This window comes from Pedobacter sp. AC163 (assembly GCF_979258665.1).
Map to the genome: position 1 here is coordinate 1 of NZ_OZ409872.1, position 26329 is coordinate 26329.

The following is a 26329-nucleotide window of genomic DNA, read 5'->3' on the forward strand; positions in this document are numbered from 1 at the left end:
GCCATATTTTACCAGGAAATAAAAAAGATAATTTCTGGGAAATGGGCGATACCGGTCCTTGTGGTCCTTGCTCTGAAATCCACGTAGACTGCCGTACCGATGAAGAAAAAGCTTTGGTTGATGGTGCCACATTGGTAAATGCTGATCATCCGCAGGTTATCGAAATCTGGAATAATGTATTCATGCAATTTAACCGTTTAAAAGATGGTTCGTTGCAAAGTTTGCCAGCCAAACACGTTGATACGGGAATGGGTTTCGAGCGTTTGGTACGTGTTTTACAGGAGAAAACATCTAACTACGATACCGATGTTTTTCAACCGATGATTCAGTTTATTGCTGAAAAATCGGGAATTAAATATGGTGCTGACGAAAAAACTGACATTGCCATGCGTGTAATGGCCGATCATATTCGTGCCATCTCGTTTGTAATTGCAGATGGACAATTGCCATCAAACAACAAAGCAGGTTATGTTATTCGCAGAATTTTACGTCGTGCTGTCCGTTATGCCTATACTTTCTTAAACTTCAAAGAGCCATTTTTAAATCAGCTGGTTCCATTATTAGCCGAACAGTTTAAAGGTGTTTTCGATGAATTGATTTCACAACAGGATTTCGTTCAGAAAGTTGTGCTGGAAGAAGAGGTTTCGTTTTTAAGAACTTTATCTACAGGTATTCAACGTTTCGAAAGATATCAGGCTGCCGATAATTTAGTGGAAGGAAATTTCGCTTTCGAATTATCTGATACTTTCGGCTTTCCTATTGATTTAACAGAGTTAATGGCGAGGGAAAAAGGTTGGAGTGTTGATTTAGCTGGATATGAGCAAGCGCTTCAAAAACAAAAAGATGATAGTCGTGCTGCTACTGCAATTGATACCGGCGATTGGATTATCGTAAACGCTGACGATCAAAGCGAGTTTGTGGGTTATGATGATTTAGAAATTGAAACCGAGATTTTAAAATACCGTAAAGTTAAAGCTAAAGGAAAAGAGCAATATCAAATTGTTCTGCGCCAGACACCTTTCTATGCCGAAAGTGGTGGTCAGGTGGGAGATACTGGTCGTTTAGAAGATCATAGTCGCCAGTTTTGGGTTGATATTACGGATACTAAAAAAGAAAATGGTTTAACGGTACACTTTACAGATTTGCTTCCTGACAACCTGGAAGGTAAATTTTGGGCAGTTGTAGATGAAGATAAACGCATTCTGACGGAGGATAATCACTCGGCTACACATTTGTTGCATGCTGCTTTAAAGCAAGTATTGGGTAAACATGTTAATCAAAAAGGTTCATTGGTAAATCCCGATTATCTACGTTTCGATTTTTCTCATTTCGCTAAAGTAACAGAAGAAGAATTGGCTCAGATTGAGGTAATTGTAAATCAGAAGATCAGACAGAACATTAAATTAAAAGAGCAAAGAAATGCGCCTTATCAAGATGCGATTGAAAGCGGGGTAACTGCGTTGTTCGGCGAAAAATACGGCGATTTCGTCCGTATGATTACCTTTGATGACCATTTCTCGAAAGAGCTTTGCGGTGGCACACACGTAAAGGCAACAGGTCAAATCGGTTCTTTCAAAATCATTTCTGAAAGTGCTGTTGCAGCTGGAGTACGCAGAATTGAGGCAATTACTGCAGATAAAGCAGAACAGTATTTCCTTGATCAACGTAAAGAACTTGGCCATTTGAAAGCATTGCTAAACGGATCTAAAGACTTATCTGCATCGGTTCAAGCCTTGCTTGACGAAAATGCAAAGCTTAAAAAAGAGATCGAAAAATCTACTTTAGAACGTGTGGGCGCTTTGAAACACGAAATTGTTCATCACGTTCGTGGAATAAATGGCGTTAACTTAATTGCGAAACACATCGACCTACAAAGCGCCGATGCCATTAAAAACCTTGCTTTTTCATTGAAAGATATGATTGATAATCTTTTCCTGGTTTTTACTACAGAAATTGAGGGAAAACCTGGAATAACGGTAATGCTATCAGATGATTTGGTGAAAAAAGGAATGAATGCCTCAAATATTGTGCGGGAGCTGGGTAAAGAAATTCAAGGTGGAGGCGGTGGCCAGCCATTTTATGCAACTGCCGGAGGTAAAAATTCTGCTGGTTTAACAGCGGTTTTAGAAAAAGCTGAAGGATTTATCGCAGGATAGATCGTTTTGATATTTGTTAATAGAGCGGAGAAATCTTAGAATTTGGCTACAAGTTCTAAAGATTTCTCCATTTTTTTGAAAGCCCAATTTTTAATGGGGAAGCCTAAGATTGTAAAAAATCTATATTCCTTTTCAGGCCAACAAGTTTGGTGCGTTTAATAGCCGACCCTTTAAAAACCTTTTTAAAAACTTCGTCGGTTATTTCGATAAGATCTTCCTTTGTTAAATCCAACAATCCGTTTTCAGGTTCTAAAGCAGGTTCGTTGTGTACTTTCGAAAACCGGTTCCAGGGGCACACGTCCTGGCAAATATCACATCCAAATGCCCAATTGCTCATTTTATCCTTAAACTCAGTAGGGATTTCATTTTTCAACTCTATAGTGAGGTAGGAAATACATTTAGTTCCGTCTACCACTTGTGGAGCAATAATCGCATCAGTAGGGCAAGCATCTAAGCAACGGGTGCAGGTGCCACAATGATCGGTTTGGAAAGCATGATCATAGTCCAACTCTAAATCGACGATCAACTCTGCCAAAAAGAAAAAAGACCCCTCTTTTTTGCTGATTAAATTTGAGTTTTTACCAATCCATCCAATACCTGATTTTTTTGCCCATGCCCGGTCTAAAACCGGAGCCGAATCTACGAAAGCTCTTCCAGAAACCTCTCCAATATGCTCGTGAATAAATTGTAAAAGTGATTTCAATTTATCTTTTATTACATGATGGTAATCTTGCCCAAAGGCATATTTTGAAATTTTTGGCGCCTCCGGATCTACCTGTTTTTCATCAGTATAATAATTTAACGATAAAGAGATTACTGACTTTGCATCATCAACCAGGAGGCGGGGATCAAGACGTTTATCGAAATAGTTTTCCATGTATTTCATTTCGCCGTGATGGTTTTGAGCTAACCATTTTTCAAGTCTGGGTGCTTCTTCTTCTAAAAATTCTGCTTTTGAAATGCCGCAAGACAAAAAACCCAAACGAAGGGCTTCATCTTTAATTTGTTGGCTATATTTTGCAGTATTACTAAACACGATATACAAAGATAAGGCTTAGGAAGCAAAACCTTTTTAACAATCACTTGTTCTATCTACAGAAAACTAAATTAATTAATTTGCAGTTCTTCAAAATTCGATGAATTGGATTAAAAGGAACTTAACTCACAACATAAATGGAAAACATAGATCCAAAACATACGGAATCGGGAGAAGCTCCTAAACCGATAGAACAAGATTACGAAAACCATAAAGAAGATCCAGGACCAGCACAACCTGCAGTTACAGAGCGTGATGAAAATGGGGCAGGTTCTGTTTTAAAATGGATCATCCCAATAGCAGTTATTATCGGATTGATAGTATGGTTTGCAATGAAAAAGTAATTAGCTTTAGATTATAATTGAACGCCGGTTGTTGATGCGACCGGCGTTTTTTTGTTTAAATAACTTCTGGTTTAGGTAATTAGCCCCGACGGAAAGCGATATCCCGATTCATCAAACGATCAGTGAGCACCTAAGGATCGGGATTTAGCAAAAGGCGGGAACAAATTTTATGAGCTGCAGAAACTTGCGCTTCAAAAACTATTTAAGCAGTTTTACCTGATACAAGTCATTTCGTCTGTCTTTTAAAACTTTAACTGTTCCATAATGGTGCAATTCGTCGAGAAGATGCAAATCTACATCCACCACCAACACCATTTCTGTGTTTGGAGTGGCCTCGGCCTTAACTGCATTGGTGGGAAAAGCAAAATCAGAAGGAGTGAATACAGCAGATTGAGCAAATTGGATATCCATATTGTTCACCTTCGGTAAATTGCCTACGCAGCCCGCAATGGCCACATAACATTCATTTTCTATTGCTCTTGCCTGCGCACAATGGCGTACTCGTGTATAGCCATTTTGTGTATCGGTTAAGAAAGGTACAAACAAAATCTGCATCCCCTGATCTGCATAAATGCGGCTTAACTCAGGAAATTCTACATCATAACAAATTAAAATGCCGATTTTACCACAGTCAGTATCAAACACCTGCACCTTGTCGCCACCAATCATTCCATAATATTTTTGTTCGTTGGGGGTGATGTGAATCTTTCTGTACTCATCGATTTTTCCTGTTCTGTGGCATAAATAGGTTGCATTATAAAGTTTTCCTCCATCAAGTAAGGGCATGCTTCCGGTAATAATATTCACATTGTAGCTTAGAGCATACTCATGCATTCTGTCCACAATCTCCTGAGTTTTCTCTGCCAGTTTACGCATGGCTTCAATTTCTGGAAGATGGTTGTAGGGCTGCAACAATGGAGTATTAAACAGCTCCGGGAACATAATGAAATCGGATTTGTAACCACTTAACGCATCGACAAAAAATTCCACTTGCTCATAGAACACGTCCATATCTGGAAACAAACGCATTTCCCATTGCACCAAACCTAAGCGAATGGTCATTGCTGAACGGGCGGAAGCATCGATTCCCTGATAATAAATGTTGTTCCACTCAATTAACGTTGCATATTCTTTAGATTCCTTATCGCCAGGAAGATAATTTTTCAATACTTTTCGAACGTGAAAATCATTAGAGATTTGAAAGGTTAAGGTAGGATCATAGATTTCCTTAGCCTTTACTTTATCGATGTATTGCCTTGGCGTTAAAGTTTCTGAATAGGTATGGTAACCAGGAATTCTTCCGCCAGCGATAATGCTTTTTAAATTTAAACTTTCGCAAAGCTCTTTTCGAGCTTCATAAAGTCTGCGTCCTAACCTTAAGCCTCTAAATTCAGGGTGAACAAATATTTCAATGCCATATAGTGTATCACCATTAGCATCGTGAGTGCTGAAAGAGTAATCGCCGGTAATTAGTTTGTAAGTATGTCTATCGCCATATTCGTCGTATTCTACAATAATTGAAAGTGAACAAGCTACTACTTTATCATCGACAGCAATACAAAGCTGTCCTTCGGGGAAGATACTTAATAATTTAGCAATGCTTGATTTTGGCCAGATTGAACCACCCATGCTATCGTAGGCTTGTAACATTGATTCTTTTAAATCGGCATAATCTTCAAGCGTGAGCTTACGTAATTCGATATTCATAATTTGTTGGTTTTATAGATAAGGAACAGAAAGATGAGATAAATGTTCAAATATATTTGAGGTTTTTTAAGAGAACATTAAAAACTTCACAACCTTCTGTATTGATAAATGCTACTGTTAATCGACATTAGGCGATCATTATTTATTATTAATAACTAGAAGGATTTCATCAGCTGTCAATAAAATATTGGAGAATGCCCTATCATTAATACTCCATTTGGTATGGCAATAGGAGAACTATTCTTGCTCTCCTGTCGTCATTGCGAGTTCCGATTTTTCATCGGGACGTGGCAATCTTTATCACAGTCAACCTCTACTGAAATAAGCGCAGTAATATGCTAAACTGTTTTAAAACAGATATTAAAACGGCAAGGTAATAAACCTACCTTAAAACAACTTTCCAGTTTGCCCAGGATAATTCTTTTTCAAATGTTTGTAAGCAGCTTCGGTCACTTCTCTTCCCCGAGAGGTACGCATAATGTAACCTTCCTGAATTAAAAAAGGTTCGTAAACCTCTTCAATTGTGCCTTCATCTTCTCCAACTGCAGTCGCTATAGTTTTTAAACCCACTGGGCCTCCTTTAAATTTATCAATAATAGTAGACAGGATTTTATTATCCATTTCATCTAAACCATGTTCATCAACATTTAGAGCATTTAAGGCATAGTTTGCTATTTCAGGATCGATATTTCCATTTCCTTTTATTTGTGCAAAATCTCTTGTTCTACGCAAAAGTGCGTTTGCAATACGGGGCGTTCCACGACTACGACGGGCAATTTCATAAGCGCCTTCGTCGTCAATTGGTGTATTAAGAATATCAGAAGAACGAAGAACGATTGTAGTTAAAAGCTTGGCATCATAATAAGCCAGACGACAATTGATACCGAAACGAGCCCGTAGTGGTGCAGTTAACAAACCTGAACGGGTTGTTGCGCCAACAAGCGTAAACGGATTGAGTGAAATCTGCACAGAACGGGCATTAGGCCCGGTTTCGAGCATAATGTCGATTTTAAAATCCTCCATGGCAGAATAGAGGTATTCTTCAACCAAAGGTGATAGTCGATGGATTTCATCAATGAAAAGGATATCGCCTGTATCTAAACCGGTTAGCAAACCCGCCAAATCGCCCGGTTTATCCAATACAGGACCAGAAGTTACCTTAATGCCGGCACCCATCTCATTGGCAATGATATAAGATAGTGTGGTTTTCCCTAATCCCGGAGGCCCGTGTAATAAAACGTGATCAAGGGCTTCGCCACGAAGTTTTGCAGCCTGAACAAAAATCCGAAGGTTTTCCATCACTTTCTCTTGCCCGGTAAAATCTTCAAAAGCCTGTGGTCTTAATACCCGTTCAATATCTTTGTCCGTAGGACTTAAGCTGCTTGCATCTGGATCAAGATTTTCGTTCATACAGCAAATATAAAATTAAATGCTAAAAAAATTAGGATTATTTGAATTTATCAGTAACCACCAATTCTTTTGATCCAGCTGTATATTTATAAAAACCTTCACCCGATTTTGCACCTTTTTTTCCGGCAGCAACCATATTAACTAATAACGGACATGGTGCATATTTAGGATTTCCAAATCCATCATGAAGAACTTTTAATATTGCTAAACATACGTCTAAACCTATAAAATCTGCCAGTTGCAATGGACCCATAGGGTGAGCCATTCCTAATTTCATTACAGTATCGATTTCGTAAACACCAGCGACGCCTTCGTATAAGGTGTATATGGCTTCGTTAATCATCGGCATCAAAATTCTATTGGCTACAAAACCCGGATAATCATTCACTTCAACAGGCGTTTTTTCAAGGCTTTTAGAAAGCGACATAATCGTTTGTGTAGTTTCATCGCTGGTTTGATATCCCCGAATCACCTCAACCAATTTCATCACCGGCACTGGGTTCATAAAATGCATACCAATTACTTTATCTCCACGATTGGTGGCTGCAGCGATTTTAGTAATTGAAATAGATGATGTGTTGGAAGCCAGGATAGCATTTTCTGGTGCTGCATCATCCAGATCTTTAAAAATTTGAAGCTTTAATTCTATATTTTCCGTAGCTGCCTCCACTATTAAATCAGCATGTTTAACGCCTTCTTTTATCGACGTGAACGTAGAAATGTTCTTTAGTGTTAGTGTTTTTTGATCTTCAGTAATTAGTCCTTTTGCAACCTGTCGGTCTAAGTTTTTAGTAATGGTTTGTATGGCTTGATCGAGGGCTGTCTGATTAATATCTACCAAACTAACCGAGTAATTAAATTGAGCAAACACATGTGCAATTCCATTGCCCATAGTTCCCGATCCTATAACTGAAATATTTTTAATCATTAAAATTTTGGTTAGGGGTTTCTGTAATGTTTTATTTTCGAAGTTTCCAAAGATATTACTATTGCTGAAAGTATTGTGCTGGTTACAGAACACTTATGTTTTGCGATACAGATTTGCACCTCATTTCTGACAAAAATCTGATTGACTAACAAAACAAATAAGCCTTTCGATTGCTTGATAATGATAGAAAATAATCGTCAAGTTTTCAGTCATGACGTCTTTATAAAAGCACTTCCTAGTATCATTTAGGTTAGTTAATGATTAGTTAAAATAGAGATCTGGCTGGATAGCAGATCTCTATTTATTCGAAAACACTTTATGGCGCTAACCTGCTTTTCACCCAGCTACCCTTAACAAGTTCAAAATTAATTCTATCGTGCAACCTGCTTCGGCGACCTTGCCAAAATTCTATCCGAGTTGGCTTTACAATATAACCACCCCAGTGTGCCGGCTTGGCGATACTTTTACCCTCGCTTTTTTCTTTCAGCTCTTCAAACTTTTCTTCTAAAAATTTCCTGTCGGGAATAACCTGGCTTTGCGGAGAGGCTACCGCACCAATTTGACTGGCTACTGGCCTGGTTACAAAATATTCTTCAGAGGTTTCTTTATCTAGTTTTTCTACCGTGCCTTCAATTCTAACCTGGCGTTCTAAATCTGGCCAAAAGAAAACCAATGCCGCGTAAGGGTTACGTTTTAATTCCTTACCCTTGGCGCTTAAATAGTTAGTGAAAAATCTGAAACCATTTTCGTCAACGCCTTTTAGTAACACAATCCTGGCATCTGGTCGGCCGGCTTTGTCAGCTGTGGCCAATGTCATCACATTTGGTTCATAAACTTGTGCTTCAACAGCATTTTCAAACCACTTTTGAAATTGCGTAATAGGATTGTTATCTACGTCAGCTTCATCTAACGTGGCGCTTTTATAATCTTGGCGCAGGTTTTGTAGAAATTCGTTTGTAACTTGCATAGAACAAAAATAGGCATCTTTTATGGTGCTTCAAATGATTATCGTGATGCTGAACAATATAAAACCGAAAACCGGAAGATTATTAATTTCTGAACCCTTTATGGCTGATCCCAATTTTAAACGTTCGGTGGTGTTATTAACCGAGCACGGAGAAGATGGAACAGTCGGCTATATTTTAAATCAGATGGGAAACTTGCTGGTTAAAGATGTGATTCAAGATTTATGGGAGGCCAATAACCACATCTATTTTGGTGGGCCAGTTGCCGCAGATACTTTGCACTTCATTCACCGGGCTTATGGTAAGTTGCAAAGTGGTGAAGAAATTGGCAATGGTATTTATTGGGGAGGCAATTTTGAAACACTAAAAATTTTAATCAACAACAATGCGATTGACGAAAGCGAGATTAAGTTTTTTATGGGTTACTCAGGTTGGGATAACGGACAATTAGCAAGAGAACTGGAGCAAAATGCCTGGATGGTGAGCGACATCTCACAACCGGAAATTATTTTCGGCAATGATGAAGAAAAACTTTGGAGAGATGTAATTGTAAACCTGGGTCCGAAATATGCCCACGTAAGCAATTTTCCAATAGATCCCAGCTTAAATTAATATTGAGCTTGTCGTGGGATATTAAGCCTCGACAAGCTCAACCTAATATTTATAGTCCGCTCATTTCAGCAGCACTTTCTTCTACTTTTCTTCTAAGCTCATCTTTATAATCCTGCATTTTTACAGTCAGCGACTCATCGGCTGTAGCTAAAATTTGAGCAGCCAATAAACCTGCATTTTTAGCCGCATTTAATGCAACCGTAGCCACGGGAATACCGTTTGGCATTTGTAGGATGGATAAAATACTATCCCATCCATCAATAGAATTGGATGATTTTACCGGCACACCAATCACAGGTAAAGTTGTTATAGAAGCTACCATTCCAGGTAAATGTGCGGCGCCGCCAGCACCAGCAATAATCACTTTTAAACCCCGTGCCTGTGCCTCTTTAGCATAATCGAACATGCGTTCAGGAGTTCTATGTGCAGAAACTACGGTAATTTCATATTCAATTCCGAATTCTTTTAATATATCAGCAGCATCTTGCATAACAGGCAAATCAGATTTGCTGCCCATAATTATTCCAACTCTCGCACTCATTTTTTGTGTTTTAACTTTAAAATCTTAGTCTTTGTTACTTACTCTTTAATCTTCTACGCAATCACCTTCAACGTTTTCTGTACATATCTAGCTTTTTCGATAGCTTTATCTCTATCGATATCAACAATAGTTACATGGCCCATTTTACGAAACGGTTTGGTATATTTTTTACCGTAAAGATGGACGAAAACGCCATCAATGGCCAAAATCTTCTCCAGATTTTCATATTTAGCTACACCTTCCGAGCCTTTTTCACCAAGCAAATTAATCATCACTGCATTGGTAATGCTTGTGGTATCGCCAAGCGGCAAATTATAGATTGAGCGCAAATGTTGTTCAAATTGAGAAACGTAATTGCCTTCAATTGTTTGGTGCCCGCTATTGTGTGGACGTGGCGCCACTTCGTTTACCAGAAGTTCACCATCACTACAAACAAACATTTCTACTGCCAAAATACCAGTAATATTCATTGCAGAAGCGATACTTTTTGCAATGTTTTCAGCTTTTTGTTGCAGGCTTTCTGCAAAAGTTGAGGGCGAAATAAGAAACTCAACTAAATTGGCTTCAGGATTAAATTCCATCTCCACCATTGGGAAGGTTTTCATGTCGCCATTCGAATTTCGGGCAACAATCACGGCAACTTCCTTTTCAAAATCAACCAGTTTTTCTACAATACATGGTGCATCAAACGCCTTATCTAAATCGGCAGCACCATTAATTTTCATTACCCCTTTGCCATCGTAGCCATCTTTACGCAACTTTAAAATATAAGGATAGGGGATCGCACTATTTAACATATCCTCTTTGGTATTTGCGATGTGAAAAGGAGAGGTAGGAATATCGTTCTCTTTAAAAAACTGCTTTTGGACGCCTTTGTCCTGAATTAAACGAATTACCCTTGACTGTGGAAAAACTTGTTTGCCTTCTTTTTCCAGCTGTTCTAAAGCATCAATATTTACCTTTTCAATTTCTATGGTAATAATATCGGCTTTCTTTCCAAAGTTATAAACGGTGTCAAAATCGGTAATAGAACCGTTTTCAAAATAATTTGCAATGTGTTTGCAAGGAGCATCGGGGTCAGGGTCTAAAACTAAAGAGGTAACGTTATAGTTAATGGCTTGCTGAATGAGCATTCTGCCCAACTGACCGCCACCAAGAATACCTAACTTTAATTCGCTAATCTGTTTTGCCATTAATAAAGTAGATTTTTTGAATCGCAAAAATAGCAAAAAATAAACTTCAACAGGCCTTTTATAGCACTAAATCGCAAAGGTTTTGTAGCGCAAAAACAGTGCGAAAATTAAAATGCAGTCCCGCTTTACGTTCCAATCTTTTTGTTATTGTCAGTTTTAACATGCCGAAGACGCTGCTTCAAAAAGTATTTCCACTACAATCGCGGCTATTATAAAAAGGATTCTGCTAGCCACTTAGAAGGTAAAACTTATAACTTTGCGAAATGAATGCTGATGCAATAATTATTGGCGCAGGTGCTTGCGGGTTAATGTGTGCGGTACAAGCGGGCTATCTGGGGAAGAAAGTAATTGTACTGGAAAAGAATGAAAAACCAGGTGCCAAGATTTTGATTTCTGGTGGCGGTCGTTGCAATTATACCAACCAGTTTGCTTCAGCAGAACAATTTATTTCTGCAAACCCCCACTTTATTAAATCGGCTTTTACGCAATGGACGGTCGATGACACCGTAAGTTTTTTCGAAACTTATGGGATTCATGGTAGGGAAAAAACATTGGGACAATTGTTCCCCGATGAAAAAAATGCAAAAGATGTGGTACAGGTTTTCACATCAATCTGTGCAGATTTTGGTCAGGAAATTCGCTGCAATGCCGACGTTAAAGAGATTGAGATATTACCAGATGGTTTTCGGGTTACTTACGATAAGAATGGAAAAAATGTCACGCTAACGGCCGCAAAACTAATTGTGGCTACAGGCGGTTTACCCATCCAAAAAATGGGTGCAACAGATTTTGCATTACGTTTTGCCCGGAAGCATGATTTGAAAATTGTAGAAACCGCACCAGCGCTGGTTCCTTTAACCATCACAGGAAAAGATGAAGAATGGTTTGCACAGCTTTCTGGCAATTCAGTTTTTTGCGAAGTAAGTAATGAAGAAATTTCTTTCGAAGAAAATATATTGTTTACGCATTGGGGTTTGAGTGGCCCTGCAATTTTACAGATTTCGTCCTTCTGGAGAAGAGGAGAAAGCGTAAATCTTAATCTGCTGCCCGGTCAAAATATTGTGTCAATATTATCTGAGGAACGCCAAACAAATGGGAAAACACTTTTATCCACTTTATTAAACCGTTTCTATACGAAGAAATTTACTGATGCTTTAGGGAAATTTTTGCCGCTAACTAAACCGGTTGCGTCCCTAACAAATTCGGAAATCCAATTAGTTGAACAAACGATCCATCACTTTAAAATGAAACCAGCTGGTGATAAAGGTTATGATAAAGCCGAAGTGATGCGTGGCGGAATTGATACCAATGAAATTTCATCCAAAACTTTGGAATGTAAAAATATTCCTGGCTTATTTTTCGGCGGGGAATGCATGGATGTTACGGGTTGGCTGGGTGGTTATAACTTCCAATGGGCCTGGGCAAGTGGCTTCGTAATAGCGCAGAATATTTAATTTATTCAGCAGCTCGACATTGCGAAGTATCACTCTATAAGCATATCGCATTAAGATTGCTTCGTGCCTCGCAATGACGACCGCTTAATTAAATGCCAAATCTCCGTGTATTCTGTGTTTCCGTGGCAAAAAGTTTTTCCGTGGCAAAACCTATAGATAAACATTGGGCATTATTTCCCAGGCCCAAGGCTTTTTGAATGTTTTAAATGTTCTCAACTGAGAAAAATATAGAACCTCACTCGTTTTTCGGTTCGCGATATCTCTTCTGTGTAAATTCCCAACCGTAGTAAATAATTCACGCGTTTTAAAATCGTAAACACGTTCGGTCATTTCGCCGGTATTCTGGTTAAAATAGAGGTTTATCGCACTGGTTAAAAACCAGTCTTTATTTTCAAATTTAAAAGTATAGCCCAGTTCCCAGCGCCACTCTGCACCTCCCTGAAAGCGTAAATAAAGCTGCTGGTCTTTGATTCCGATTTGGTTGAGCGGATCGCCGAGTTTACCGCCTTCTTCAGATCTCAGAATAAAATCGTTATTCTGGGTAGATAAGCGGAAATTTCCTGTAGAATGATCTTTAAAAAAAATCGCTAAAATTCGTGGTTTCTGCGTTTCCTTTATAATTTCCGAATTATTATCCCCGTAGGTTCTCGTCTCATCAATCTTTTTATCAAATTGAAAAACGACAGCCATATCCTCAACCCCATCATGATTCAAATCTCCGTTTGCTGTTTCAATTACTGTCCAGTTTGTAGGAGTAAGCTGCTCAACAGAAACGCCTTGCGGCTTCACTCTAGGGAAAATGAATGTTTTTTGAGCGAAACAAAGATGTGCTGCTAGAAGAAAAGTAAGTAAATAAAAATATTTCATTCAGATAGAAAAGGTATTGATATCCATTTAAAACGCTTGGATTTGGGTTTTAGTTTAGTGGCTATCTCAACCAAATCATCGTGCTGAATTTTTTTAGCATTTCAATAGCTTCTCCTCAATCTGTATTTAAACAACCAGACATAAAAATTATGGAATGTTCTGTGTGGATACAAACCATGCAAATTTGACTTATAATAAATCCCTAAGTTCTAAAATTCCTTTACTTTTGCAGAAAAACAAATCTTTTGAAAACCGAAATCTTTGCCATTACGCCGCCATTTACTCAACTGAATACCCCGTATCCGGCAACAGCGTATATAAAAGGATTTTTAAACACTAAAAATATCTCTTCAACACAAGCAGACTTGGGGATTGAAGTAATATTAGAACTGTTTTCAAAAAATGGATTAGCTGATTTGTTTGAAGTTTCTAGTTCGAAATTGAAAAGTGATAATGCCAAACGCATTTTTGCGTTGAAGGATGAATACCTGAAAACCATCGATTCTGTGATTGCCTTCCTTCAAGGTAAAAATCCAACGTTGGCATTGCAAATTTGTGGAGATGATTTTCTTCCTCAGGCAGCTCGCTTTACGCAATTAGAAGAACTCGATTGGGCGTTCGGAGCAATGGGAACGCAGGATAAGGCGAAGCACCTGGCAACATTATACCTCGAAGATATTTCTGATTATATTGTAGAATGTGTAGATGAAAATTTCGGTTTCAGTCGCTACGCAGAACGTTTAGGCAGAAGCGCCAATTCTTTCGATGAATTATATACGGCGTTACAAAATGAACCAACTTACATCGATCAAATTCTTATTAAAATTTTAGAAGAGAAGATCGCAGCAATTGACCCGAGATTGTTTTTGATTTCTGTTCCTTTCCCAGGTAATTTATATAGCGCTTTTCGGTGTGCGCAGTGGGTAAAAGCAAATTATCCTGAAATTAAAATTTCTATGGGTGGTGGCTTCCCAAACACGGAGTTGCGCTCGCTTTCTGATGAACGTGTTTTCGAATTTTTCGATTTCATCACTTTGGATGATGGGGAATTGCCCATCGATTTGCTCATTCAAAACATTAGTGGAACCTTGCCGAAGGAAATGCAAACGTATAAGCGTACATTTTTGTTGGAAAATGACGAGGTGGTTTACAAAAATGATTCCTTTAGAAAAGACTACAAACAAACTGATGTTGGTACGCCCGATTACAGCGGATTGTTGCTTGATCAATATATTTCGGTGATAGAAATCGTAAACCCAATGCACCGAATGTGGAGTGACGGCAGGTGGAATAAACTGACCATGGCCCATGGATGCTATTGGGGAAAATGCACATTTTGTGATATCTCACTGGATTATATAAAGGTTTACGAACCAGTTCAAGCCAAACAAATTGTTGATCGGATTGAAGATTTATCTACCAAAACAGGGCAGAATGGGTTTCATTTTGTTGATGAGGCTGCTCCACCTGCTTTGATGCGTGAAGTTGCCCTTGAAATTATCAGAAGGAAATTAGCGGTTACCTGGTGGACAAATATTCGGTTTGAAAAAAGTTTTACAGCAGATTTATGCTTGCTGCTAAAAGCATCGGGCTGCATTGCTATTTCAGGCGGTCTCGAAGTGGCATCCGATAGGCTGCTAAAACTGATCGACAAAGGTGTAACTGTTGAACAGGTTGCCCGGGTAACGCGAAACTTCACAGCAGCAGGCGTCATGGTTCATGCTTACTTAATGTATGGCTATCCCACACAAACGATACAGGAAACTGTAGATAGTTTAGAAATGGTTCGTCAACTATTTGAGGCTGGCATATTGCAATCGGGCTTTTGGCATCAGTTTGCGATGACGGCACACAGTCCCGTTGGCATGTACCCCGAAAAGTTTGGAGTGGTAAAGGAAACAGAAGCAATTGGCACTTTCGCTAATAACGACATTAACTACTTCGATAAAACCGGCATCGACCATAACAAGTTTAGTTATGGGTTGAAAAAGTCGTTATTCAATTTTATGCATGGCATTTGTTTCGATTACGACTTACAAGACTGGTTCGATTTTAAGATCCCAAGAACCAAAATTCCAGCTGATTTTATCGAAGGTGCTTTGAGCAATGATGATCATTTTCATACTAAACCAACCGCTAAAGTGTCTTGGTTAGGAGGGAAGCCCGCTGCTGAATATTTTACCAAATCGAAAAAAGGGAATAGCTGGGAAATGGCATCGTTAATTTTTCATGATAAAAAACAAAGCTTTACAATTCAAACCAATAAGAGTGAAGGCGAATGGTTGGTTTCGATTTTAGGTAAAATTCACATCTCAAATGAAAAGGTTTACACCTTTGCTGAAGTTAAAGCAGATTTTGAAATAGAGATGGAAAACTTTGAATTGTTCTGGTATTCAAAACCTGTGAATACTTTAAGAGAATTTGGTTTGTTGGTTTTGTGATTTTACTTCCAAATTTCCCCGCAGATAACGCATATCCCGCAGACTAAAAGAATCTGCGTAAATCCTCTTAATCTGCGGGAAAAAATTAATCACAATGTGGAACGGTAAAAGTCCATGTTTCTGATTCGCTATTCGGAATTACAAATCCATTGCCTTTTGCGCTTTCGAACCACAATTTGCTACGAAGTTTTTCTCTCGTACCCACTTCATTCATCGTGGCGCTATCATACAGTCTGCCGTTAATCATCACATACTTAATCTTTTCGGAGTTCCTGATGTCGTCTAAAGGATTGGCATCCATAATGACTAAATCTGCTAATTTGCCAACTTCCAATGAACCAATTTCTTTGTCCATTCCTAAATAATGTGCGCCGTTTAAAGTAGCATTTCTAATGGCTTGCAATGGCGAAAATCCTCCTTGAACAAACATCCAGAGTTCCCAGTGTGCACCTAAACCCTGTATTTGCCCATGAGCACCCAAATTTACTTTTGTACCACCATCTGCAATTTGTTTCGTGGCTTTTGCAATATCGATATGGTTGTAATCGCTATATTCTGAGGTGGTTCTGCGTCTTGCCCTCGAATCGATAATCGAACGAGGTGTATAAGTCATTAACTTTTCATTCTCCCAAACATTAGTTCTATCGTACCAGTAATTTTCTCCCCACTGACCGCCGTAAGCAACGATTAAAGTTGGCGTGTAACCCACGGTGGTATTGTTCCAAAGGGTAGTTACATCTTTATAAACCGGTAAAACTGGAATACTGTGCTCAATTCCCGTATGTCCGTCGGCAACCATGTTCATATTATGGAAAAATGTAGAACCGCCCTCTGGCACCACTTCCATTTTTAGCTGTCGGGCAGCTTCCAAAATTTGCTGGCGCTGCTCTCTGCGAGGCTGATTGTAAGATTTTACTGAAAAAGCGCCAACTGCCTTAAGCCGTTTCAAATTAGCCAATGCATCGTCAAGACTATTGATTACCACTTTGAAATCGCCATCGGCTCCGTATAAAATAGAACCGGTCGAATATAACCTTGGCCCAACCATTCTTCCTGCTTTTAACATTTCACTCTGGCTAAAAACCATTTCAGTATTGCTTGATGGATCATGAGAAGTAGTTACACCGAAAGCTAAATTAGCCATGTAGCTCCAATCATTTTGTGGCGAAATCCCATCAGGACTGGTGCGTAAATGCGCATGAACATCAATAATTCCAGGCATAATTGTTTTGCCGTTTACATCAATAACCTTCGCATTTGCAGGTATCGCCACTGCATCAGCTTTTCCTATTGCCGTAATTTTATTTCCGTCTGTTAAGATTGTTCCGTTTTCAATCACTTCATCACCTTTCATTGAAATAATTCGGGCGCCTTTTAGGGCTACAATTCCGGTAGGAGCATCACTTTTTAAAGTGAGGTTGATATCAATTGAACTGGCTTGTGTTTTCGGGGTAGCACCATCAAAATTGAAAGCATTTTTCACATCAATAGTGAAATATTTCGGGCCTAATGTCCAATGAAGATTTTTGCTATCAGCGCTCCATTGCATGTAAGTACCACCATCTGTTGTAACTTTTGCCACAGGAATGGCTTTATTTCCAGCCGATGCATCCTGGGCCGTTCCTACATTAATCATTGGGGTGACGTATACATTAAAAAGCTCATTAAAAGCAAGCCATTTGTTATCAGGACTCACCGCAAACTGATTTGCATATTGTGATGTAAAGTGTGTTCTCTCGTTAGCACCATTTAAATCGATACTTTTTAAAGACTTTTTACCATCCGCATAACTTTGGAAATAGATTCGAGTATCTAGATTGTTAAAAGATGGTTTTATTCCATTATCTGAAACCAAAGTTTTAGTACCGCCAGCAGCAGGCATAATAAAAATTCCCGTTCCACGACCATAATTATAGCCTAAAACATCATTACCGCTTCCTTTTCTAAACACAATTTTATCCCCTTTGGTAGAATATTGAGGGGAATAATAAAATCCTTTTTCATCGCTTAAAGTGATGGTTTTACCAGATTTAATATCAGTTCTTTTAATCGCTCCGCGGAGTTCATCACTCCAGGTAGTGTAAATTACAAACTTGCCATCGGGACTAAAACTGGGCTCGAATTCGAAATCCATTCCACTTGTTAATCGTTCAGGTGTTCCTGTTGGTAACTCTTGTTTGTATAAAAATCCGGCTGCGTTGAATACTATCGTTTTTCCATCTGGTGATGTTGTTAACTGGCGCAACATTTTTGCTGAAAAATCATTATTGTACACTTGCTGTTCGAAATGCAAGGCCTGCTGAACCGTTTGAACCGTATTGGCCTGAAATGGAATAGTGGATGTAATCAAATTAGCGATTTCTGTTTTTCTGATTTTGCCCTTCGCATAAAATATTAAACTTTTGTTGTCTGGCGTCCAGGCGAAGTTTGGGTAAACACCAAAAATAGCCCAGGTTTCTTGTTGGTCGTGAGACAAATCCTCATTAACAGGCCATTCTTCGCCAGTCTTAATATTCTGAACATAGAGGGTTGATTTTAAACGAACCCGCTTAACAAAAGCAATTAAATTGCCATCAGGCGAAACCTGCGGACGACAGGCACCACCTTGTTGATTGATAAGGGTAGTTAATTTTCCGGTGTTTAAATCTAATTGGCGGATGGCATAGATGGTTCCGTTTGGATCTTTACTGTATTCGAAGTTTGGCCCGGGACTAACATCTTCGCTGAAATAGAGATATCGTCCATCTGGCGAAACATTTGGCTCGCCTGCATCTTGCTGGTCATTCTTGCGTTTAGTCAATTGAATTCCATCACCACCATTAATGTTATACATCCACATTTCTCCAGCACCCAATGAGCGGCCTGCTGTAAAGTGCTTACGGGCTACAATATATTCGCTGTTTGGCATCCAGGTGGCGTTATTTAAAAGCCTGAAGCTTTCTTTAGTCACCTGCTTTTTGCCAGAACCATCACGATTCATAATCCAAATATTGTCACCGCCACTTTTATCGCTGGTGTAAGAAATATATTTTCCATTCGGACTAAACCTTGGTTGTACGTCGTAAGCAATGCCACCACTAATTAGTTTGGCCTGACCTCCAGAAACGGGCATGGTGTAAATATCACCCAATAAGTCAAAAACAATTTCCTGTCCGTCGGCGCTTACGTCCAAATTCATCCAGGTTCCTTCATCGGTATTTAGCGTGAAATTTTTCGTAGTTCCCTGGTATTTTTCAACATCCCATTTTTTTTCCTGGGCGGTTATGTTTAAAAATAAAAGCGAAAGTGCAGATAGAAGGTAGAGGTGTTTCATTCTATATTTTTGATTAATTGTGGCGCAATTTAGCAATATCAACAGCTTTTTTATAGTTTTGATACCGCCGATTTATGACAGCAATAGAGATTTTACAAAAATATTGGGGCCATCAAGCTTTCAGGCCTTTACAGCAAGAAATTATTGCTTCGGTTTTAGAGGGCAAAGATAGCCTTGCGCTTCTGCCAACTGGTGGTGGTAAGTCGATCTGTTTTCAAATTCCTGCATTGGTAAAAGAGGGAATTTGCATTGTGGTTTCGCCGCTTATTGCGTTGATGAAAGACCAGGTAGAAAACTTAAAATCGAAAGGTATTGAGGCTATTGCCATTTATGCTGGTATGGGCAAACGCGAAATTGATATCTTATTGGATAACTGCATTTACGGCAAAATTAAATTCCTTTATCTTTCTCCCGAGCGATTGCTTTCCGAGTTGGTACGTGTACGTATTTCTTACATGAACGTAAACCTGATCGCTGTTGATGAAGCGCATTGTATTTCGCAATGGGGTTATGATTTTCGTCCACCATATCAACAAATTTCCAAGTTAAGAGAGATTCTTCCGGGTGTACCGGTTTTGGCACTCACTGCAACGGCTACAGAATTTGTACGCAAAGATATTGTAGAGAAGTTGGAGATGAAAAACCCACAGGTTTTCGTTAAAAGTTTTGCTCGAGATAATTTAAGTTATGTTGTTTTCGGACAGGAAGATAAATATAAAAAACTGATAGAGATTTGCCGGAATGTTAAAGGCACTGGGCTAGTTTATGTTAGAAACAGAAGAGAAACTGCCGAAGTTTCTAACTTCATAAACCGCAATCAAATTAAAGCCGATTTTTATCATGCAGGCTTAGATCGGGATGTGCGTTTTCAAAAACAGGAAGATTGGAAACTGAACAAAACCAGAATTATGGTGGCCACAAATGCCTTCGGGATGGGGATTGACAAAGCAGATGTTCGTTTCGTAGTTCACCTGGATTTACCGGAAAGCCTTGAAGCGTATTACCAGGAAGCAGGAAGGGCAGGCCGTGATGAAAAAAGAAGCTATGCGGTTTTGCTCGCGAATCAATCCGACGTTTTAAGTCTTGAATCTCGCTACATCAATAGTTTTCCATCTCCGGATGAGATCAGAAAGGTGTATCATTACCTGGGAAATTATTTCCAGCTAGCTTTCGGCGCTGGCGAAGGATTGACCTTTACCTTTGATATCGCTGATTTTTGTAAGCGATTTAATATTAGTGTTTTAAAAACAATTTCCGCTTTAAAGTTTCTGGAGCATGATGGTTACATCACGCTTTCAGAAAGTGTATTTTTGCCATCGAGGCTGATGTTTATTGTTGGGCATGAGGATGTGTATCGGTTTCAAATAGAAAATAAAGCATACGACGGGGTCATTAAAACAATTCTTCGTTCTCACGGCGGTGCCTTCGATGGTTTTGTTAAAATAAATGAAGCCGATTTAGCCAAGAAACTCGGTATTTCCTTCAAGGATGTGATTGCCATATTAAACAAACTTCAGTCTATTGAAATGTTAACCTACATACAGCAAACTGATCAACCGCAATTACAATACGTTCGTCCTCGGGTAGATATGGATCACTTTGACCTGGATGTGAAATACCTTGAACTGAGAAAAGAAATTCTACTAAAGCAGGTTAGTGCTGTGGTGGCTTACACCAGCACAAAAAAATGCAGAAGTATCCAACTCCTAAATTATTTCGATGAACATACGGCGACAAAATGTGGGGTTTGTGATGTTTGCCTGGCAGAAAAAAGGGCAGAAAACGAAGTTCAGCTAAACGATGAAATAGAGTTTGAAATCATTTCTTTGCTTCAACAACAGCCAATAAGTTTAGATGATTTGGTTAAGCATATAAAAAATGGAGCTGAAAATGAACGGATAGCTGCCATTCGCGAATTATTAGATGCAGGCAAAATAAAAACTGATGGGAAGAAGTATTACATTTGATTTTAGATTTAAGAATTGCGATTGAAGATTTGTGAAAACGCCACTCAATTTGTGAATTAATATTAGTTTTGATATCCGTATAATCCAATAATCAGTATAATCATCCGCGAAGCGAAAAATGATAGAAAAAAACAACAAGAAAACCATCCGTTCCTGGGCTTTCTTTGATTGGGCAAACTCTGCCTATAATTTAGTCATTACCTCAACAATTTTCCCTGCCTATTACACCATTATTACCACCACAAAAGAGCATGGCGATAAAGTAACTTTTTTAGGCAGAACATTTGTAAACACATCTTTATCTAACTATGCCTTATCATTTGCCTACCTGATTATGGCGCTGGCGTTGCCCATCCTTTCGTCTATTGCAGACAGGAGGGGGAACAAAAAATCTTTCATGAAATTTTTTACCTATATGGGCGGTTTGGCTTGTATGGCTTTATATTTTTTTAAACTTGATACCTTGCAAATCAGCATTGTTTTCTTTGTGCTGGCGGCAATGGGCTATATTGGAGGCGTATTGTTTAGTAATTCCTACTTACCTGAAATCGCCAGCGAAGATCATCAGGATCGTGTAAGCGCTCAAGGCTTTTCTTATGGTTACATAGGTTCAGTAGTGCTCCAATTAGTTTGTTTTCTTTTTGTGCTCAAGCCGGAATGGTTTGGGATTGTAGATGCTTCATTTCCTCCAAGGTTATCCTTTCTTTTAGTAGGTGTTTGGTGGATTGTTTTTTCACAGATTCCGTTCTCCGTTCTTCCCAACGGCACGCCTCAAACAGGCAGAGTAAAAACCAATATTATAAAGGATGGCTTCAGTGAATTGGCGAAAGTTTGGACCCAATTGAAGCAAATCAAAAGGCTTAAAGGCTTTCTGTTTTCGTTTTTCTTTTACTCAATGGGCGTACAAACCATTATGTTGGCCGCTGCAGGTTTCGCTGAAAAAACACTGAAATTAGGTACAGCTAAACTAATTGCTGTGATTCTTATTATTCAGCTCGTTGCTATTCCAGGGGCATTGCTTATGTCATTTTTGGCAAAAAAATGGGGAAATGTTAATGTGTTAATGATGGTTGTAATCATCTGGATTGGCTGCTGTATCTATGGTTATAACATTTCGAATGAATATCAATTTTATTCGTTAGCAGCTATTGTTGGCCTAATTATGGGCGGAATCCAATCCTTATCCCGTTCTACTTATTCAAAATATTTACCCGAAAATACGCCAGATAGCACTTCATTCTTTAGTTTTTACGATGTTACCGAGAAACTGGCCATCGTAATCGGACTTTTTAGCTTTGCTTATATCGAGGATTTAACCGGAAATATTCGCTTCTCCATTATCGCTTTAGCTTCATTTTTTATTATTGGATTGGTGTTTTTGGTAATCTTGAAAAAAATCGAGCGCAAAGAAACAGTAAAATTGTAAGTTTGTAAGCTAAAGAATATTTGTTGATGAAAGTAGAATTGTTTGTTCCCTGTTTTGTAGACCAATTATATCCTGAAACCGCTTTTAATACGTTAAGGTTATTAGAAAAATCGGGATGCAAAGTTGAATACAATTCAAAACAAACTTGTTGCGGTCAGCCGGCTTATAACGCTGGTTATTGGGATGAAGCAAAAGAAGTAGGTACTAAATTTTTGAACGATTTTACGGAGAACACCTACGTAGTTGCACCATCAGCATCCTGCGTGGGTATGGTTAAAGGCGGTTTTAATGACTTGTTTACCAATACAATCGTTCACAATAAATGTCGAAGCTTACAGTCAAACATCTGGGAACTTTCTGATTTTTTGGTTAATGTAGCTAAAAAAGACTATTTCGGTGCCGAACTTGAGGGTAAAGCGGTTTACCACGATTCTTGCAGCGCACTTCGTGAATGCAAAATTAAAGACGAACCTCGGCAGCTGCTATCTAAAGTACATGGTTTAGAGATGCTCGATCTTGTTGATAATGATATGTGTTGTGGATTTGGTGGTACTTTTGCAGTGAAATTTGATGCCATTTCATCAGCCATGGCCGAACAAAAGGTAAACCATGCTTTAGCACAACAAGCTGATTACATTATTTCTACCGATTTATCATGCCTCCTACACCTTCAAGGTTACATCGATAAAAATAAACTTCCCATAAAAACCATGCATATTGCCGATGTTTTATGTAATGGTTGGTTAGAAAGTACCGAATATTAACGAAGATATTACCACTGATCTTTAAGTATTTAACACTTTTTAACAGGTTTCACATTAAATCTGAAATATCTTTGTTAAACCTTTTCTCAGCTTTCGTATCTAAAACACAAAACACAGAACCCATGAAAAAAATAATTTTCGCTTTACTAGGCGTTTTATCTTTTGCATCAGTAGCAAATGCGCAAAAGAAAACTTCGGGAGCAATACAATTTGAAACCATTACAGATCCAGCGGCGATGATGGCTGCAAGTGGCGTCAAACTACCCGAACAAGCGATAGCCCGGATGCCATCGACAAGTAAAGCCAATTTTGAATTGCTGTTTACCGCAACTAATGCTAGTTATATGCCCGTAGAAGAAACCGAAGACAGTAACGGTGGTGGCGGTGGCGGCGGTATGGGCCGTATGATGATGCGTTTTGGTGGTGCAGGCGGGAATAGAGAATATTATTATTCTTTTGCAGATCAAAAACTATCAGAAGTGTTTGATTTAAACGACACCACTTATTACATGCCTAGCAAACTTACACTTTCAACTTCAGGACCGATTGGTTCATTTAGAATGGGAGGTGGAAATCCAGGTGATACCACAAAACCCAAACCTATTGTTGCACCAAAAATCGTAATAGAAAAAACCAATGCAACCAAAAAAATTATCGGTTTTGATTGTAAGGAAGTGATTGTAAAATCTATCAGATCAATGAAGATTTTAGGTGAAGATAGAGATATAACTGAAGAAACTCATATTTGGTATACTAATGATTTGGGTTTCAATTTTTCTCCGAATCCTAAAATGTGGACTGAAGGTACAGTTTTAGCTATAGAAAGTAAGGGTAACAGTACCATGGCTAAAAGCATTGAATACCGGGGTGTGAGCACCAAAGATGTTACCGCTCCAAAAAAAGCAAAGCTTATTACAGAAGACGAGTACAAAGTCAAAATGGAAAACATGATGAAACGTTTCAGAAATAATCGCCCAGGTGGAAACTTCGGAGGAGGTAGAACGGTAGTAATCGGCCAATAATAGTTAAAAATATTTTTTCCTACTGAAGCTTGCTCACTCAAATGAGCAGGCTTTTTTTATGCATCTAACTGTTGTTTTCTTGAAGCATAATTTAGTGTTTCATCCCCATTAATTCAAAATAGTAGGGAAAATTCATTATCTTCGCGATAATTAAAAATCACTTTGTATGTGATTGCGAACTAACATTTTTTTTAAACCGTTCTAAAGCTTTCCCGCAAAGCGATTAAGAACAAATCATAGTTGTAGATGATTAACATTACTTTACCTGATGGTTCTGTCCGTCAGTACGAAAAGGGCACATCTGCCCATCAAATTGCATTATCAATTTCTGAGGGCTTAGCCCGCAATGTTTTAGCTGCCGAAGTTAATGGCGAAGTTTGGGATTCAACACGTCCAATTGATGCTGATTCTTCAGTAAAACTGTTGACCTGGAATGACACTGCCGGGAAATCAACTTTTTGGCATTCATCAGCCCACTTAATGGCTGAGGCTTTAGAGGCACTTTATCCAGGTACAAAATTTGGTATCGGTCCGGCTATTGAAACGGGTTTTTATTACGATGTAGACTTTGGCGACAAAGAATTTTCATCTGATGACTTCAAAGCCATTGAAACCAAAATGATTGAGTTGGCTAAACAAAAGGAAACTTTTGTACGTGAAAGCGTAAGCAAAGCTGATGCAATTAAATATTTTACAGAAAAGGGCGACGAGTACAAGCTGGATTTAATTGATGGATTGGAAGATGGAAAAATCACTTTCTATACTCAAGGTCAGTTTACTGATTTATGTCGCGGGCCACACATTCCAAATACTGGTTTTGTAAAAGCTGTTAAATTGATGAATGTTGCCGGTGCTTACTGGCGTGGTGATGAAACCAAAAAACAATTAACACGTATCTACGGCGTAACGTTTCCGAAGGCTAGCGAGTTAACTGAATACCTGGCGATGATTGAAGAAGCGAAAAAACGCGATCACCGTAAACTGGGAAAAGAATTAGAGTTATTTGCGTTCTCAGAAAAAGTGGGGATGGGTTTACCGCTATGGTTGCCTAAAGGAACTGCTTTACGTGAACGTTTGGTTAACTTTTTAACAAAAGCACAAGCGAAAGCCGGTTACGAACAAGTAGTTACGCCACATATCGGTCACAAGAATTTATATGTAACTTCTGGCCACTGGGAGAAATATGGTAAAGATTCTTTCCAGCCAATTAAAACGCCGCAAGAAGGAGAGGAGTTCTTCTTAAAACCGATGAACTGCCCGCATCACTGCGAAATTTACAAAACCAAACCACGTTCTTACAAAGATCTTCCGGTTCGTTTTGCAGAATTTGGTACAGTTTACCGCTACGAACAAAGTGGCGAGTTACACGGTTTAACCCGTGTACGTGGCTTTACTCAAGATGATGCACACTTATTCTGTATGCCGGAGCAAGTGAAAGAAGAGTTCAAGAAAGTAATCGATTTGGTACTTTATGTATTCAAATCATTAGGTTTTGAAAACTATACTGCTCAGGTGTCGTTAAGAGATCCGGAGAACAAAGCGAAGTACATTGGTTCTGACGAAAACTGGAGATTGTCTGAAACTGCAATCATTGAAGCGGCTGCTGAAAAAGGTTTAAATACTGTAGTAGAATATGGTGAAGCGGCCTTTTATGGTCCGAAGCTGGATTTTATGGTTAAAGATGCTTTAGGTAGAAAATGGCAATTGGGTACTATTCAGGTTGATTATAACTTGCCCGAACGTTTCGAGTTGGAATATACAGGTAGTGATAATCAAAAACACAGACCTGTAATGATTCACCGTGCGCCTTTTGGTTCATTAGAAAGATTTATTGCAGTCTTGATAGAACATTGCGCTGGCAATTTCCCTTTATGGCTAAGTCCGGAGCAGTTTATTATTCTTCCTATCTCAGAAAAATATGAAGAATATGCAAAAAAAGTTTTAGATGAACTAAATAATTCCGATATTCGCGGGCTGATTGACTTTCGAGACGAGAAAATCGGACGTAAAATCCGCGATGCGGAAGTTAAAAAGATCCCATACATGCTCATTATCGGTGATAAAGAGATGGCTGAAGGTAAAGTTTCAGTACGTAAACATGGTGAAGGAGATTTAGGCGAAATGACGTTGGAGGAATTCAACAATTTGTTAAGAAAAGAAATAACGGTTTAAATTAAAATAAT

The 26329-nt window shown here is 38.8% G+C and carries 19 protein-coding genes; 10 read left to right on the forward strand and 9 right to left on the reverse strand.

Going from position 1 to position 26329, the window contains the following annotated elements; translation table 11 throughout:
- Window positions 1-2156 (forward strand): alanine--tRNA ligase (gene alaS / locus ACZZZK_RS00005; RefSeq protein ID WP_463482263.1); only part of this gene is annotated, 2156 nt, incomplete at its 5' end.
- A 103-nt stretch (window positions 2157-2259) separates the two neighbouring features.
- On the opposite strand, the gene queG is transcribed toward alaS, so the two are convergent.
- A complete protein-coding gene (queG, locus tag ACZZZK_RS00010; RefSeq protein WP_463482264.1) occupies window positions 2260-3192 on the reverse strand; it encodes a tRNA epoxyqueuosine(34) reductase QueG in 933 nt (310 codons plus the stop codon).
- Between the two features lie 137 nt (window positions 3193-3329).
- Between queG and ACZZZK_RS00015 the strand changes: the two genes are divergently transcribed.
- Window positions 3330-3536 (forward strand): hypothetical protein, encoded by a 207-nt coding sequence (locus ACZZZK_RS00015; RefSeq protein WP_056848826.1) that lies wholly within the window; start codon window positions 3330-3332, stop codon window positions 3534-3536.
- 198 nt (window positions 3537-3734) lie between these two features.
- Here the strand turns inward: ACZZZK_RS00015 and ACZZZK_RS00020 are convergent, their stop codons facing one another.
- The 4 genes from ACZZZK_RS00020 to pdxH all read right to left on the reverse strand — a co-directional run bounded on the left by ACZZZK_RS00020 (window position 3735) and on the right by pdxH (window position 8548).
- Complete coding sequence (locus ACZZZK_RS00020; RefSeq protein WP_265798647.1) at window positions 3735-5243, reverse strand: carbon-nitrogen hydrolase family protein; 1509 nt, start codon at window positions 5241-5243, stop codon at window positions 3735-3737.
- A 387-nt stretch (window positions 5244-5630) separates the two neighbouring features.
- Window positions 5631-6653 (reverse strand): Holliday junction branch migration DNA helicase RuvB, encoded by a 1023-nt coding sequence (gene ruvB / locus ACZZZK_RS00025; RefSeq protein WP_056848828.1) that lies wholly within the window; start codon window positions 6651-6653, stop codon window positions 5631-5633.
- Between the two features lie 37 nt (window positions 6654-6690).
- Complete coding sequence (locus ACZZZK_RS00030; RefSeq protein ID WP_463482265.1) at window positions 6691-7581, reverse strand: 3-hydroxyacyl-CoA dehydrogenase family protein; 891 nt, start codon at window positions 7579-7581, stop codon at window positions 6691-6693.
- 316 nt (window positions 7582-7897) lie between these two features.
- Window positions 7898-8548: a pyridoxamine 5'-phosphate oxidase gene (gene pdxH / locus ACZZZK_RS00035; RefSeq protein WP_463482266.1), complete on the reverse strand. Its 651-nt coding sequence runs from the start codon at window positions 8546-8548 to the stop codon at window positions 7898-7900.
- Window positions 8549-8594: 46 nt separating this feature from the next.
- Between pdxH and ACZZZK_RS00040 the strand changes: the two genes are divergently transcribed.
- Window positions 8595-9158 (forward strand): YqgE/AlgH family protein, encoded by a 564-nt coding sequence (locus ACZZZK_RS00040; RefSeq protein WP_463482267.1) that lies wholly within the window; start codon window positions 8595-8597, stop codon window positions 9156-9158.
- 49 nt (window positions 9159-9207) lie between these two features.
- Here the strand turns inward: ACZZZK_RS00040 and purE are convergent, their stop codons facing one another.
- The gene (purE, locus tag ACZZZK_RS00045) at window positions 9208-9699 is read right to left on the reverse strand and encodes a 5-(carboxyamino)imidazole ribonucleotide mutase (protein ID WP_463482268.1); all 492 of its coding nucleotides are present in this window, start codon (window positions 9697-9699) and stop codon (window positions 9208-9210) included.
- 53 nt (window positions 9700-9752) lie between these two features.
- Window positions 9753-10892: a 5-(carboxyamino)imidazole ribonucleotide synthase gene (locus tag ACZZZK_RS00050; protein ID WP_265798652.1), complete on the reverse strand. Its 1140-nt coding sequence runs from the start codon at window positions 10890-10892 to the stop codon at window positions 9753-9755.
- Window positions 10893-11155: 263 nt separating this feature from the next.
- Here ACZZZK_RS00050 and ACZZZK_RS00055 point away from each other — a divergent pair, with 263 nt between their 5' ends.
- Window positions 11156-12346 (forward strand): BaiN/RdsA family NAD(P)/FAD-dependent oxidoreductase, encoded by a 1191-nt coding sequence (locus tag ACZZZK_RS00055; protein ID WP_463482269.1) that lies wholly within the window; start codon window positions 11156-11158, stop codon window positions 12344-12346.
- A 150-nt stretch (window positions 12347-12496) separates the two neighbouring features.
- Here ACZZZK_RS00055 and ACZZZK_RS00060 read toward each other — a convergent pair whose 3' ends face one another.
- Complete coding sequence (locus ACZZZK_RS00060) at window positions 12497-13213, reverse strand: hypothetical protein (protein ID WP_463482270.1); 717 nt, start codon at window positions 13211-13213, stop codon at window positions 12497-12499.
- 245 nt (window positions 13214-13458) lie between these two features.
- Here ACZZZK_RS00060 and ACZZZK_RS00065 point away from each other — a divergent pair, with 245 nt between their 5' ends.
- The gene (locus ACZZZK_RS00065; protein WP_463482271.1) at window positions 13459-15654 is read left to right on the forward strand and encodes a B12-binding domain-containing radical SAM protein; all 2196 of its coding nucleotides are present in this window, start codon (window positions 13459-13461) and stop codon (window positions 15652-15654) included.
- A gap of 85 nt (window positions 15655-15739) precedes the next feature.
- On the opposite strand, the gene ACZZZK_RS00070 is transcribed toward ACZZZK_RS00065, so the two are convergent.
- Window positions 15740-18967 carry an amidohydrolase family protein gene (locus ACZZZK_RS00070; protein WP_463482272.1) on the reverse strand — a complete coding sequence of 1076 codons (3228 nt, stop codon included), beginning with the start codon at window positions 18965-18967 and terminating at the stop codon, window positions 15740-15742.
- Between the two features lie 74 nt (window positions 18968-19041).
- Between ACZZZK_RS00070 and ACZZZK_RS00075 the strand changes: the two genes are divergently transcribed.
- The 5 genes from ACZZZK_RS00075 to thrS all read left to right on the forward strand — a co-directional run bounded on the left by ACZZZK_RS00075 (window position 19042) and on the right by thrS (window position 26318).
- The gene (locus ACZZZK_RS00075) at window positions 19042-20934 is read left to right on the forward strand and encodes a RecQ family ATP-dependent DNA helicase (RefSeq protein ID WP_463482273.1); all 1893 of its coding nucleotides are present in this window, start codon (window positions 19042-19044) and stop codon (window positions 20932-20934) included.
- A gap of 118 nt (window positions 20935-21052) precedes the next feature.
- Window positions 21053-22360 carry an MFS transporter gene (locus tag ACZZZK_RS00080; protein ID WP_463482274.1) on the forward strand — a complete coding sequence of 436 codons (1308 nt, stop codon included), beginning with the start codon at window positions 21053-21055 and terminating at the stop codon, window positions 22358-22360.
- A gap of 26 nt (window positions 22361-22386) precedes the next feature.
- The gene (locus ACZZZK_RS00085) at window positions 22387-23124 is read left to right on the forward strand and encodes a (Fe-S)-binding protein (RefSeq protein ID WP_056848838.1); all 738 of its coding nucleotides are present in this window, start codon (window positions 22387-22389) and stop codon (window positions 23122-23124) included.
- A 122-nt stretch (window positions 23125-23246) separates the two neighbouring features.
- Window positions 23247-24146: a hypothetical protein gene (locus ACZZZK_RS00090; RefSeq protein WP_463482275.1), complete on the forward strand. Its 900-nt coding sequence runs from the start codon at window positions 23247-23249 to the stop codon at window positions 24144-24146.
- A gap of 246 nt (window positions 24147-24392) precedes the next feature.
- Window positions 24393-26318, forward strand: coding sequence for a threonine--tRNA ligase (gene thrS / locus ACZZZK_RS00095; RefSeq protein ID WP_463482276.1), 1926 nt, complete (start codon window positions 24393-24395; stop codon window positions 26316-26318).
- The last annotated feature ends 11 nt before the right edge of the window (window positions 26319-26329 follow it).